This window comes from Streptomyces sp. NPDC058335 (genome assembly GCF_042723915.1).
Taxonomy (GTDB): domain Bacteria; phylum Actinomycetota; class Actinomycetes; order Streptomycetales; family Streptomycetaceae; genus Streptomyces.
In genome coordinates this window covers 301,639-313,783 of the sequence record NZ_JBHXHX010000003.1, presented here as the reverse complement: position 1 = coordinate 313,783, position 12,145 = coordinate 301,639, and the positions used below count along the sequence as shown (strand labels likewise).

Sequence of the window (12,145 nt, the reverse complement as noted above, 5' to 3'; positions counted from 1 at the left end):
TCGATGTCTCACTTCATGAACCCGCGGTTTCACCCCCGAACGCGCAGGGCAGACCAGACGTTAAAGGCAGTGAAAGGATGCACGGGGAAAGAAAGAAGGGACGCCGAAGCGTCCCTTGCAAACTCTGCAGACTTAGCGGTCCGACGCGGTTTCATGAGCCGCCCGACCACTGCGTGTGCTGTTGTGGAGCAGTGCAGCGATCAGGTGAGCGCAGGCTCCGCCTGGTGTGCGTCGATGCTCTCCATGAACCTGTCGTGAGAAGCGGCAGCCGTCAGAGCGTCGTTCTCGGCCTGGATTCGTCCGAGCTCGTTTTCCAGGTCCTGGACGCGCTGCTGGAGCCGTCGCATCTCGGAGAGGAGTCGCGGGTCGGAGCCGCCGACGTAACCGAGAAGCGCCTTTGCCATGATGGATGGTCCTCCACACTGAGTGACCGACCGAAGCGGTGTGGGTCGTGAGGGATTTCGCACCCGCGGTGTTGACTGGATCTTGTACTTCTTGCCGTTCATCCATGCCAAACAGCTAGGTGCGCGGGGTGCTTTTAGCGTCTCACCAAAAAGTTTGACGGTCAACACGATCACGCCCCGTATTGGCGGGCAACCCTGGTGCGCGCGGCCTCAAACGGCGGCGCTGCGACTCCTTCGGGACCCTCGGGGCGTGGCGATCATCCTTGCGTGCGGAGCCTGCCGACGCAAGCGATTCTCGGCAACCACCTGCCCCTTTTCTGCTGGAGACGGGTGCTGCCGGCACGACCTTGCGCTTCCGCGGGGCGGCTCCGCTCGCGATCGTCAGCGGATCGCGAAGCCGTCGTAGCCGCCGCGGGGTGTGTCCCATATCTCTGTGACTCCGTCCACGCGGCCGGGCGTGTCGTCACTCTCGAGCCACTCGAGCAGTCCCTCGCAGCCTTTTCGGGGGCCCTCGGCGACCACCTGGACCCGGCCGTCGGCCAGATTGAGAGCAAAGCCACTCAGCCCGCCGATCTCCAGCGCCTTCGCCCGCGTGAACCAGCGGAAACCCACGCCCTGCACGTGTCCGCGGACCCAGGCGACCAGCCGTACATCCTCGCTCATGGGTGCAACCTAACCAGGCAATGTCACTCGGGCCACTTCCTCCCCCAGCGGCATGCGGTACCGTCCCGACCCAGTGAATCTCATATGAAACTCACTCGATCGAGTGAGTCAGGTTGACCATGAGGAGTCATGCGCCGCAGCGGCGCCGGTCGACCACGGGGCCCCACACACATCAGTCGACGGGGACTCCGCCCGGACCAGTTGGACGAGGAAGGCCAGAACATGGGACGCCACCGACGCTCCGCCGCCGGCCGCGCCACGGCGGCCGGCCACACCGACGGCTCGTACCCGGAAGGCCGCGCCGTGCGGGACGGGTACGGCGGCGACCACCCCACCATGGGCATCGCGCCCTACCTGAACCCTGAGGCGTACGCCGACACGGTCGCCCGGAGCCAGGCGTACCTGTTCGCCCCGGACGACGAGCGCGCACGGACCGCCGAGGACAGCGCGGCCTTCGCCTCGGACGAGTTCGCGTCGAACGGCTTCGGGTCCGACGGCTTCACTCCGGCCGGGGGCCGGGGCGGCGCGGGCCGTCGCCGCAAGCGGAAGGCCGTGACGCCGGTCAAGACCGGTCTGCTCGGGATGTCCGCGGCGGTCGCCCTCGGCACGGTCGCGGTGGCCACGGGCGTGGTGCCCGGCCTCGACAACTACCGGCTGGGCGGGGGCGGCGGCGCGGGCGACCGGGTCCAGGCCGCCGACTCGCCCACCAACTCGGCCTCCGAGCAGGGCGGCACCTCCGGCTCGGCCGAGACCGACCGCGCCGGTACGCCGACCAGCCGCGACGCCGGCCGTTCCACCTCACCCTCGGCCTCCGCTCCGGCCTCGACCCCTGCCTCGCCCTCCCCGTCGGCCTCCACGGCGTCGCCGAGCGCGTCGGCGACCACCGAGAAGCCGAAGGCCACGCCGACGAAGGAGCCGAGGAAGACCCCGTCCAAGGCGCCGACGAAGGCCCCCGAGAAGGCCCCGGAGAAGGCCAGGACGCCGGTGACGGTCTCGGCCGAGGTCCAGGCCGCGGCCGAGGTGCTGAACCTCGTCAACGAGGAGCGCGCCAAGGTCGGGTGCAGTGCCGTCTCCGCGAACAGTTCGCTGGCCGACCTCGCGCAGGACTTCAGCGAGGACATGGCGGCAAGGGGCTTCTTCGACCACACCGACCCGGACGGCGCGACCCCGTGGGACCGCGCCGAGAAGGCCGGCATAACCGACCTCGGCGGCGAGAACATAGCCCGCGGCCAGGCCGACGCGGCAGCCGTCATGGAGGCCTGGATGAACAGCCCCGGCCACCGCGCCAACATCCTGAACTGCGACTTCAAGACCCTGGGCGTCGGCGTGCACCTCGGCTCCGGTGGCCCTTGGTGGACGCAGGACTTCGGCTACTAGGCAGCGCTCCCGGGCCGGATTCCGGCCCGCAGCCCCGAAGACGGCCCCTAGGCGGCCGGGGCCGTCCGGCCCGCGCCGAAGGCCTTCGCCGTCTCCGTGACCCGGCGGCCCAGGTGTTCCGCCGTGGCGAGGTCCGCCTTGTGGACGGCGTCGGGGCCCTCGTCGACGTTGGTCTGGGCGGCCGCTCCGAGGAAGACGCCGAGGCGGTTGAGGTCGGTGTCGGAGCCCGTGCTGCTGTTCCAGCCGGGGAGCAGGCCCAGGTTGACCCAGTGCATGCCGAGCTGTGCGGCGAGGATCTGGAAGTACTGGAGGGTGTGCAGCTTGTCGCCGCTCTTGGAACCGGAGTTGGTGAAGCCGGCGGCCAGCTTGTCCTTCCAGTCCTGGGTGGCCCAGCGGGCGGAGGTCGCCTCGGCGAACGCGTGGAAGGCGGCCGATGCCGTGCCCATGTAGGTGGGCGAGCCGAACACGATCGCGTCCGAGCGGTCGAGCACCGCCCACTGCTCCTCGGTGATCTCGTCGACCTTGATCAGGTGCGCCTCGGCACCGGCCTGGACGGCACCGGAGCGGACGGCCTCCGCGAGAACGGCGGTGTGGCCGTAGCCGGAGTGGTGGGCGATGGAGACAACGGGGGAGGTCACGTGCGTACTCCTCGGGGCAGGGAAAGGGAGTCGGCTGAGCGGGACAGCAGCTCACCACCAATGACGAAAGGAAAGCACTAACTTATAGTTAGTGCAACCCGCCGGTTAGCGCTGCGTTCGAGTACGCTTGTGGGATGACCGGCATTCAGGAGCGCACCCCGGCGCAGGACCTCCCGTACGACGTGTTCGCCAAGGCCTGCCCTTCGCGCGGCACGCTGGAACACGTCACGGGACGCTGGGGCGCTCTCACCCTGGGAGCCCTGCACGAGGGTTCGCTGCGCTTCAACGAGCTGCGCCGACGCGTCGACGGCGTCAGCGAGAAGATGCTGTCCCAGACGCTGCACGCGCTGGAGCGCGACGGCCTGGTGCACCGCGAGGCACAGTCGACCAACCCGCCCCGCGTGGACTACGAACTGACCCCCCTGGGCCACGAGGTCGCCGAGCGGCTCCTGAGCCTGATCCACCTGGTGGAGGGGCGGATGGACGAGGTCCTGGCGTCCCGCGGGCGTTACGACGAGACGCGCGGCGGCCTCTGACACTTCGGGCAGAAGTAACTGGACCGGTTCATCCAGGGCCGTCGGCGCATCGGCGTGCCGCAGCGCTTGCAGGGCAGTCCCTCGCGTCCGTAGGCGTCCAGCGACCGGTCGAAGTAGCCCGACTCCCCGTTGACGTTGACGTACAGGCTGTCGAAGCTGGTGCCGCCGACGGCGAGGGCCTCGCGCATCACGTCCCGGACATGGCCGAGCAGTTCGAGGGTGCGCGGGCGGGTGAAGCCGGCCGTGGGACGGTCGTAGTGGAGGCGGGAGCGCCACAACGCCTCGTCGGCGTAGATGTTGCCGACGCCGCTGATCAGCGACTGGTCGAGCAGGGCCCGCTTGATGGTGGTGCGCCTGCGGCGGAGTGCCTGGTGGAAGGCCTCGTCGTCGAACAGCGGGTCGAGGGGGTCGCGGGCGATGTGCGCGATGACGTCGGGCAGCCCGTCGGGGGTGGTGTCGTGCAGCGACAGACCGCCGAAGGTGCGCTGGTCGACGAAGCGCAGCTCGGTGGCCCCCGCTGCGGCAGCGGCTGATGTCAGCGCGTCGGCGAAGCGGACCCGGATGCGCAGGTGCTTCTCGTCCGGAGACCCCTGCGGCTGCACCAGGAGCTGACCGCTCATGCCGAGGTGCGCCAGAATCGCTTGCCCCGTGTCCTCCAGCGGCAGCCACAGATATTTGCCGCGTCGGCTCGGGACACCGACCCGGTGCCCCTTGAGGCGGTGCGTGAAGTCGTCGGCGCCGGCCACATGACGGCGTACGGCACGCGGGTGCAGGACCTCGGCCTCGGCGACCGTGCGATGGGCGACCCACCGCTCCAGACCGCGCCGGACGACCTCGACCTCAGGCAACTCGGGCATAGGAACCCGTCACTCCCTCATGTACGGACAGAGCGCCCGCCCCTGCTGCGGGGCGGGCGCTCGGTGCACGTCAGTGCTGTCGGAACCGGCGATGCCGCTGTCGGTACCGGCAGTGCTGTTGTCAGGCGGAGGCGGACTCCTGCTCCGCGGGGCCGTCAGCGGCCACTACGGCCTGAGCCGCCTTGGCACGCTCGTCCGCCTCGGCCCGGATGGACCTCCAGGCGGACTCGGCGGCCTGCTGCTCCGCCTCCTTCTTGCTGCGGCCGGTGCCGGTGCCGTACGAGACGCCTCCGACGCGGGCGGCAGCAGTGAAGGTCTTCTCGTGATCGGGACCGGTCTCCGTGACCAGGTACTCGGGCACGCCGAGTCCTTCGGTCGCGGTGAGTTCCTGGAGACTGGTCTTCCAGTCCAGGCCGGCACCGAGGTTCGAGGACTTCTCGATCAGCGGGTCGAACAGGCGGTGCACCAGTTCGGAGGCCGCTTCGAGGCCCTGGTCGAGATAGACCGCACCGATCACCGCTTCCAGGGTGTCGGCGAGGATGGATGCCTTGTCCCGGCCGCCCGTGCCCTCTTCGCCCCGGCCGAGCCGGATGAAGGAGCCCAGGTCGAGTCCACGACCGACCTCCGCCAGCGCACGCGAGTTGACCACCGCGGCCCGCAACTTGGCCAGTTGGCCTTCGGGCAGGTCGGGGTGGGTGCGATACAGCGTGTCCGTGACGACGAGGCCGAGCACGGAGTCCCCGAGGAACTCCAGCCGCTCGTTCGTCGGCAGACCGCCGTTCTCGTATGCGTAGGAACGGTGGGTCAGCGCACGCACCAGAAGGGCGGACTCGAGCTGATAGCCGAGCCGCCCTTCCAGAAGCGTGTGGGACGAGGCCGTGTTCTCCGCCTTTTTCTTGGCGACTGAATCCGCCTTGGCGTCAGACATGAAGCCTCTCACCAGCCGCTCAGACCTCGAGGACCTGGCGCTTGTTATAGGTGCCGCAAGACGGGCACGCAATGTGCTGCAGCTTGGGCTCGTGGCAGCGCTCGCACGCAACCAGGTTGGGGACCGCAGCCTTCCACTGCGACCGGCGGTGGCGCGTGTTGCTGCGCGACATCTTCCGCTTCGGAACAGCCACGGCTACTTCTCCTGCTTCTCGGCGGCGCGTGCTGATCGAGGCGCGTCGCCGCTCATCTCGTCCTTCTCGCCGTCTTCAGGTGAACCGGCGAGTCCCTGCAGTGCCGCCCAACGGATGTCGACGGCGTCATGGTGGTGGTCCGGGTCGTCCGCCAGCCGCGCTCCGCATTCGGAGCACAGACCGGGACAGTCGTCCTGGCACACCGGCTGCATCGGCAGTGCGAGCACCACCGCATCACGCAGCACAGGCTCGAGGTCGAACAAGCCGTCCTCGAGAAAGAGCCTGTCCTCGTCTTCCTCGGCGTCGTCGGCCGGTTCCGCCTTCACGCGGCCCCGGTCGTCGGCGTCAGGGTACGAAAACATCTCCTGGAAGTCCGCTTCGAGCTCCAGCTCGACCGGCTCCAGACACCTTACGCACTCCCCCTCGGCCTGTGCACGGGCGGTGCCTGTGACAAGCACTCCGTCCATGACCGACTCGAGTCGGAGTTCCAGCTTCACCGGGGCGCCTTCCGGCACTCCGATGACCCCTTGGATCCCGAGATCCGCGGGGGCTTCGATCTCACGGGACAGACGCTGGAGCGCGCCAGGACGCCGCCCCAGCTCGTGCGTGTCGAACACGAGAGGGTTGCGGTGGTCAAGGCGGGCGTTCAGAGCCATTCCTGCTTTCGATCTTCCGTGCTATGGGGGCCGCCGCCCTCAGGTGTTGCGGGCAGCGGCGATCGCGGACCTACACACGACCGAAGGGCCAGGATACTGGAGCATTCGCCCACAGCCCAATCCGGGTCCGGGACCCCGCCCCGGACCCCGTTCCGGACACCTCTGGGGGCCGGCTCCTACAGGCCTCGGCCCTGTTCGTACGCGCGCAGCTGCTCGGCGCTGATCATGCCGGTGTCGAACAGGCTGGTCTCGTCGAGGGCGTACCCCGGCTGCTCCTGCTGGGGCATCTGAGGTGCATGGGGCTGCTGCTGCCCGGCCTGCTGCGGGTCGTACGGCGGCTGCTGGGTGTCGTAGCCCTGGTACGCGTACGGGTCGGCCTGCTGGTAGCCGTAGGCGTCCTGCTGCTGGCCGTAGCCCTGCTGCTGGTAGCCGCCGCCGTAGGGGTCCGGCTGCTGCTGTTGCTGCTGGAAGGGGGCCCCTCCCGGTCGAGCGAAGTCGAGACTGGGGGAATACGCCTCCTGCGGCTGCTCGTACGACCGCGGGGCGGGCTGCTCGGCCGGGGTCTCCTGCTCCGTGAGGGTGGCGAGGTCGGCGAGGTAGTCGGCGTCGGAGGAGTGCTGGAACGTCGTGTGGTCGTCGGCGAGGGAGCTGAGGTCGTCGCTGGCGATCCGGCCGTGCAGCTTCTGCCGGCCGCGGCCGACGGCGTCCAGGGTCTTGGCCAGGACCGCCTCGAAGGCGCCGAGCTTGACGTCGACGTAGGCGTCGGCGTCGCGGCGCAGGGTCTCGGGGTCGTGGCTGCGCTCGGGGGCGTCCTCGTCCGCGTAGCCCTGCTCGTCGACGCCGGGACCGGTGCCGAGGAGCTTCTCGCGGCCGCGGCCGACGGAGCCGAGGGTCTTGGTGAGGACGACCTCGAAGTTGGCGAGCTTGGAGTCGACGTAGTCGTCGGCCTCGGCGCGGATGTCCTCGGCCTCCTTGCGGGCCTCGGCCAGGATGCGGTCGGCCTCGGCCTGGGAGCGGCGGGCGATCTCGGTGTCGGAGATCAGGGAGCCACGCTCGGCATGCGCGGTCGAGATGATCCGGTCGGCCTCCTGGCGGGCCTGCTCGACCATCTGCTCGCGGCCGCCGATCAGCTCCCGCGCCTGGGCGAGGGAGTCGGGCAGGGCCTCCCGCACCTCTTCGAGCAGGGCGAGCAGTTCGGCGCGGTTGACCACGCACGAAGCCGACATCGGCATCGACCGGGCACTGGAGACCGCCGTGACGATCTCGTCGAGCTTCTTCTGCACGTCCACCGGTTGCTCGCCACTCTCTACAGCTGTGTTGGAGACGGACGGAACGACTGTACGGCCATGAGGTGTCCGGCGGACACCGGATGACGGGCCGTCAGGCGGTCAGTCCTTGCGCAGCCGTTCGGCGAGTGCTTCGAGGACCAGCGGCGGGACGAGGTGGGACACGTCGCCGCCCCAGGTCGCGACCTCTTTGACCAGGGAGGACGACAGGAAGCTGTAGGTGGGGTTGGTGGGGACGAACAGCGTCTCGACACCGGAGAGGCCGTTGTTCATCTGGGCCATCTGCAGCTCGTAGTCGAAGTCGCTGACCGCGCGCAGGCCCTTGACGATGGCCGGGATGTCGCGCTGTTTGCAGAAGTCGACGAGGAGGCCGTGGAAGGCCTCGACGCGGACGTTTCCGTACTCGGCGGTCACCTCGCGGATCAGGTCGATCCGCTCCTCGATCTCGAACAGGCCCTTCTTGGACTTGTTGATCATCACCGCGACATAGACCTCGTCGTACAGACGGGAGGCGCGGGAAATGATGTCGAGATGTCCGTTGGTGATCGGGTCGAACGACCCGGGACAGACGGCGCGGCGCACTTGTGATCCCTCGCTCTCCGGTCCGGTCATCGTGCGTCTTCGCACGTAGAGGCGGCGCGACCGTACCAAAACGTTCCCTCGCCGTAACGACGGGACCGGATCGCTTCGAACCCGTCCGGCCAGTCGAAGATGCCGCCTCTGGTGCTGCGCTCCACGGTGACGAGGGCTTCCGCCGCGAGCCACCCCTGCGAGCGGAGTGTGAGCAGGATCTCGCGAAGATCGTCGTCGCTGACGGCGTACGGGGGATCGAGGAAGACGAGGTGGTACGGCTCCGCCGGCGGGGTCTGGATGATCTGCCGGGCCTTGCCGGCCCGGACCTCGGCGCCGGGCAGGCCGAGGCTCCTCACGTTCTCCCGGATCGTGCGGGCCGCCCGCGCGTCGGCCTCGACGAGCAGGGTGTGGCTCGCCCCCCGGGAGAGGGCCTCCAGCCCCACGGCGCCGGAGCCGGCGTACAGGTCCAGGACGCGTTCGCCGTCGAGGGGGGCGCCGCCCAGCAGGGACTGCCAGGTGGAGAAGAGGGCCTCGCGTGCGCGGTCGGAGGTGGGGCGGGTACCGGTCCCTGGCGGGACGGCCAGGCGACGTCCGCCGGCGCTGCCGGCGATCACGCGGGTCATCTTCGGTCCTTGGTCGTGGGCGTCTTTGGGTTCATTGTGGCTGGTCGCGCACACCCGGCGATAGCCGCATAAGGATTACCGCCCCGCGCTCCCGAGGCCGTCCGGCTCACCCCTTCTCCAGATACTGCTCCCTCTCCTCGTCCAGCAGGGCGTCCAGCGCCGTCCGGAGGCCGGGAAGTCCGGTCAGTTCCGGGTCCGAGGCGACGATCGCCGCCGCCTCTTCCCGCGCCTCCGCGATGATCTCCTCGTCCTCGATGACGGCGAGTACCCGCAGGCTGGAGCGGGCGCCGGACTGGGCCTGGCCCAGGACGTCGCCCTCGCGGCGCTGTTCGAGGTCGATGCGGGACAGCTCGAAGCCGTCGAGGGTGGCGGCGACCGCGTCGAGGCGCTGGCGGGCGGGGCTGGCCTCGGGCATCTCGGAGACGAGGAGGCAGAGTCCGGGGGCCGAGCCGCGGCCGACCCGGCCACGCAGCTGGTGCAGCTGGGAGACGCCGAAGCGGTCGGCGTCCATGATGACCATCGCGGTGGCGTTCGGCACGTTGACCCCGACCTCGATGACGGTCGTGGCGACCAGGACGTCGGTGTCCCCCGCGGCGAAGCGCCGCATCACGGCGTCCTTGTCGTCGGGGGGCATACGGCCGTGCAGCACCTCGACCCTGAGCCCCTGGAGCGGGCCCCGGGCGAGCTGGTCGGCCACCTCCAGGACCGCGAGCGGCGGGCGCTTCTCCGCCTCGTCCTCCGGCGCCTTCTTCTTGGCCTTCCTGGGGTCGTCCTCCTCGTCGCCGATGCGGGGGCAGACCACGTACGCCTGATGGCCGCCCTCGACCTCCTCGCGGACCCGCTCCCAGGCTCGGGCCAGGAAGTGCGGTTTGTCGGCGGCGGGGACGACATGGCTGGCGATGGGGGAACGTCCGGCCGGGAGCTGGTCCAGCACGGAGGTCTCCAGGTCGCCGAAGACCGTCATGGCGACCGTGCGCGGAATGGGCGTGGCGGTCATGACGAGGAGATGCGGAGGCTGCTTGCCCTTGCCGCGCAGGGCGTCCCGCTGCTCGACGCCGAACCGGTGCTGCTCGTCGACCACGACCAGCCCCAGGTCGTGGAACTGCACCTTGTCCTCGATCAGCGCGTGCGTGCCGATGACGATGCCGGCCTCGCCGGTGACGAGGTCCAGCAGCGCCTGCCGCCGCCCGGCGGCTCCCATCGACCCGGTGAGCAGCACGACCTTGGTGGCGTCCTCGACCCCGCCGAGCATCCCGCCCTCGGCCAGGTTCCCCATCATCTCCACGACGGAGCGGTGATGCTGCTGGGCGAGCACCTCGGTGGGCGCGAGCATGGCGGCCTGCCCGCCCGCGTCGACGACGGCGAGCATGGCGCGCAGGGCCACCATCGTGTTGTGCGTCACCGTGAAGTTGTCGGTGACGTAGGCCCGGCTCGGGTGGGCGACGCTGATGCACTGGACCGGCTTGCGTCCGACGTACTCGACAGCGCGGATTCCCCGTCGGAAGGTGTCGTACTTCGGGCGGGGGCCTACGCGGTTCGCCTTGCGGGTCAACCGGAACGGTGGGTACTGCTCGGGCAGGGACACATGGACGTTGAAGGCGGCTCGCTTCGGCAGGACCCTCGCTCGGCCGCCCAGTGAGCGCGCGATCCACGCGACGTCGTCCGCGAGCCTTCGTGACGCCGAGCGGAGCGAGACACTCATGCCGTCCGCGTGGACGGTGCCGTCAGTGTCCATGAGCCCTTGCAGCAGGGCGAGACGGTTCTTGACCGAGGTGTTCTTGAACTCGTCCGGGACGAACTTTCCGTGCGATGTCAGGCCCCACAGATTCAGCTCGCGCAAGGTCTGGATCACGGGATTCCGCACGCCTCCCGCTCGCGTCGTCAGTTGGATCGTGTAGTCGCAGCCAGAGCCGATCACGGGTACCAGTCGGCACTCGGGGGCCACGGCCGCCGTCACGGCATCGCGAATCTCGGAGTCGACTGTGGACAGCCGCAGGTTGTGCCGGAACGAGCCGTCCCCCAGAAGCAGGCCGAACAGGTAGGGATCCAGTGGCGGTCCCGAGTCGCCGCCGATATCGACCGGTGTCGCCGCCGGGATGTACCACTTGGACGATCCGTCGGCCTTGAGCGTGTCCAGCCGGATGTCGCGGGTCGTCATGACCTTGGGAGCCTGTCCGCGGTGCCAACCGCAGCTCGTGCCAACGATCCACAGATGTTCGTCGTCGCATTCGACGGAGCTGCCGTCGGACAGAACGAGGCGCCAGACATCGCGCTCCCCTTGTGGGAAGACGCCGTCGATCACCGCGATCTCGCCATCCGGCACGACGATCTCGTCGCCCACCTTCATATCCCCCATACGGCGAAAACCGGCAGGGGTGAGCACGAGGGAGTCGAGTGGCTGGGCCTTGCCCGAACCGACCTCGCCCTGGAGCAGCCGGTGCATCGGGTGGTTCGTCGCCAGGTCGTCGAAGATCTCCTTCGAGACCTTCTGCTGGCCCTCGGTGAGGGTGAAGGGGAGCCGGTCGTCGAAGGCGGAGAGCAGGCCGTCGGGGGCGGGTTCGCGGGGGACGGCCGGGAGTTGGGCGTCGGCGTGGCGGCGGCGGGCCAGGGCGACCTGGAGGACGAAGGCCTCGTCCCACTTCAGGCGGGCGCGGGCGTCCTCGATGTCGGCCTTGGTCTGCGGGCGGTGGATCTTGAGGAGGGCCTCGGGCAGCGGGAGCAGGCCGCGGCCCTCGCGCAGGGAGTCCGGAAGCGGGTCGACGGCTTCCTGGGCGCTGGGCAGGACCGTCTGGATCGCCTTGCCGATCTTCCAGGACTCGAGTTTGGCGGTCGCCGGGTAGATCGGGATGAGGGCGCCGGCCCAGGTCTCGACGGTCTCGTCGGTGTCGCTGCGCAGCAGCTCGTACGCCGGATGGGCCAGCTGGAGGCGGCGGTTGAAGAGGGACACCTTGCCGGAGAACATCGCGCGGGTGCCCGGCAGGAGTTCTTTGTGGGGCTTGTGCACGCCGTTGCCGAAGAAGACCAGCTGGAGGCGGCCGCTGCCGTCGGTGATGGTGACCTCCAGGCGCTGGCCCTTGCCGCGGGGGGCTTTGGACGAGGCGAAGGTGTGCAGGCGGGCGTCGGCGACCTGGGCGACCACGGTGACGTGCTCGTCCATCGGGAGGTCGGCGAGGTGCGTGAGCTGGCCACGCTCCTCGTATCTGCGCGGGTAGTGGTGCAGCAGGTCGCCGACGGTGTGCAGGCCGAGGTGCTCGGCCATCACCTTCGCGGTCGGTGGGCCAAGCACCTTTTTGAGCGGTTCTTCGAGCGCGGGCACGAGATCCATTGCACACCACCCCACTGACATTGCCGTATACATATCCCGAAACCCCTGGTCAGGCGGCTCGTTCCGGCTCTAGGATGGCGCGCTCC

At 69.4% G+C, this 12,145-nt stretch carries 13 protein-coding genes; 2 read left to right on the top strand and 11 right to left on the bottom strand.

Annotation, left to right across the window (positions count from 1 at the left end):
• Positions 1–200: 200 nt before the first annotated feature.
• Positions 201–404 carry a hypothetical protein gene (locus tag ACFWJX_RS07265; RefSeq protein WP_383238090.1) on the bottom strand — a complete coding sequence of 68 codons (204 nt, stop codon included), beginning with the start codon at positions 402–404 and terminating at the stop codon, positions 201–203.
• Between the two features lie 381 nt (positions 405–785).
• The gene (locus ACFWJX_RS07260) at positions 786–1,067 is read right to left on the bottom strand and encodes an acylphosphatase (RefSeq protein WP_383238087.1); all 282 of its coding nucleotides are present in this window, start codon (positions 1,065–1,067) and stop codon (positions 786–788) included.
• A gap of 222 nt (positions 1,068–1,289) precedes the next feature.
• Here ACFWJX_RS07260 and ACFWJX_RS07255 point away from each other — a divergent pair, with 222 nt between their 5' ends.
• The gene (locus tag ACFWJX_RS07255) at positions 1,290–2,444 is read left to right on the top strand and encodes a CAP domain-containing protein (protein WP_383238084.1); all 1,155 of its coding nucleotides are present in this window, start codon (positions 1,290–1,292) and stop codon (positions 2,442–2,444) included.
• A 47-nt stretch (positions 2,445–2,491) separates the two neighbouring features.
• On the opposite strand, the gene ACFWJX_RS07250 is transcribed toward ACFWJX_RS07255, so the two are convergent.
• A complete protein-coding gene (locus ACFWJX_RS07250) occupies positions 2,492–3,082 on the bottom strand; it encodes a flavodoxin family protein (RefSeq protein ID WP_383238082.1) in 591 nt (196 codons plus the stop codon).
• Positions 3,083–3,216: 134 nt separating this feature from the next.
• On the opposite strand from ACFWJX_RS07250, the gene ACFWJX_RS07245 reads away from it, so the two are divergent.
• Positions 3,217–3,618 carry a winged helix-turn-helix transcriptional regulator gene (locus ACFWJX_RS07245; protein WP_383238079.1) on the top strand — a complete coding sequence of 134 codons (402 nt, stop codon included), beginning with the start codon at positions 3,217–3,219 and terminating at the stop codon, positions 3,616–3,618.
• Here ACFWJX_RS07245 and mutM read toward each other — a convergent pair.
• The 8 genes from mutM to ACFWJX_RS07205 all read right to left on the bottom strand — a co-directional run bounded on the left by mutM (position 3,591) and on the right by ACFWJX_RS07205 (position 12,059).
• Entirely contained in the window at positions 3,591–4,475 is an 885-nt protein-coding gene (mutM, locus tag ACFWJX_RS07240; RefSeq protein ID WP_383238076.1) for a bifunctional DNA-formamidopyrimidine glycosylase/DNA-(apurinic or apyrimidinic site) lyase, read from the bottom strand. The two genes, ACFWJX_RS07245 and mutM, sit on opposite strands and share 28 nt — an antisense overlap.
• Positions 4,476–4,596: 121 nt before the next feature.
• Positions 4,597–5,415 (bottom strand): ribonuclease III, encoded by an 819-nt coding sequence (rnc, locus tag ACFWJX_RS07235; protein ID WP_383238074.1) that lies wholly within the window; start codon positions 5,413–5,415, stop codon positions 4,597–4,599.
• 7 nt (positions 5,416–5,422) lie between these two features.
• The gene (gene rpmF, locus ACFWJX_RS07230) at positions 5,423–5,596 is read right to left on the bottom strand and encodes a 50S ribosomal protein L32 (RefSeq protein ID WP_073491177.1); all 174 of its coding nucleotides are present in this window, start codon (positions 5,594–5,596) and stop codon (positions 5,423–5,425) included.
• Between the two features lie 2 nt (positions 5,597–5,598).
• Complete coding sequence (locus ACFWJX_RS07225; protein WP_383238071.1) at positions 5,599–6,252, bottom strand: YceD family protein; 654 nt, start codon at positions 6,250–6,252, stop codon at positions 5,599–5,601.
• Positions 6,253–6,428: 176 nt separating this feature from the next.
• Complete coding sequence (locus ACFWJX_RS07220) at positions 6,429–7,541, bottom strand: ATP synthase F0 subunit B (protein WP_383238068.1); 1,113 nt, start codon at positions 7,539–7,541, stop codon at positions 6,429–6,431.
• 99 nt (positions 7,542–7,640) lie between these two features.
• A complete protein-coding gene (coaD, locus tag ACFWJX_RS07215; protein WP_383238483.1) occupies positions 7,641–8,120 on the bottom strand; it encodes a pantetheine-phosphate adenylyltransferase in 480 nt (159 codons plus the stop codon).
• A gap of 26 nt (positions 8,121–8,146) precedes the next feature.
• Positions 8,147–8,734 carry a 16S rRNA (guanine(966)-N(2))-methyltransferase RsmD gene (gene rsmD, locus ACFWJX_RS07210; protein WP_383238065.1) on the bottom strand — a complete coding sequence of 196 codons (588 nt, stop codon included), beginning with the start codon at positions 8,732–8,734 and terminating at the stop codon, positions 8,147–8,149.
• Between the two features lie 106 nt (positions 8,735–8,840).
• Positions 8,841–12,059, bottom strand: a complete 3,219-nt coding sequence (locus tag ACFWJX_RS07205; RefSeq protein WP_383238063.1) for a helicase-related protein — start codon at positions 12,057–12,059, stop codon at positions 8,841–8,843.
• Between the last annotated feature and the right edge of the window lie 86 nt (positions 12,060–12,145).

Coding starts and splice junctions, on each gene's coding strand:
- rsmD (WP_383238065.1), bottom strand. CDS start 8,734: ATGACCCGCGTGATCGCCGGCAGCGCCGGCGGACGTCGCCTGGCCGTC.
- ACFWJX_RS07265 (WP_383238090.1), bottom strand. CDS start 404: ATGGCAAAGGCGCTTCTCGGTTACGTCGGCGGCTCCGACCCGCGACTC.
- ACFWJX_RS07205 (WP_383238063.1), bottom strand. CDS start 12,059: ATGGATCTCGTGCCCGCGCTCGAAGAACCGCTCAAAAAGGTGCTTGGC.
- ACFWJX_RS07260 (WP_383238087.1), bottom strand. CDS start 1,067: ATGAGCGAGGATGTACGGCTGGTCGCCTGGGTCCGCGGACACGTGCAG.
- ACFWJX_RS07225 (WP_383238071.1), bottom strand. CDS start 6,252: ATGGCTCTGAACGCCCGCCTTGACCACCGCAACCCTCTCGTGTTCGAC.
- mutM (WP_383238076.1), bottom strand. CDS start 4,475: ATGCCCGAGTTGCCTGAGGTCGAGGTCGTCCGGCGCGGTCTGGAGCGG.
- ACFWJX_RS07245 (WP_383238079.1), top strand. CDS start 3,217: ATGACCGGCATTCAGGAGCGCACCCCGGCGCAGGACCTCCCGTACGAC.
- ACFWJX_RS07255 (WP_383238084.1), top strand. CDS start 1,290: ATGGGACGCCACCGACGCTCCGCCGCCGGCCGCGCCACGGCGGCCGGC.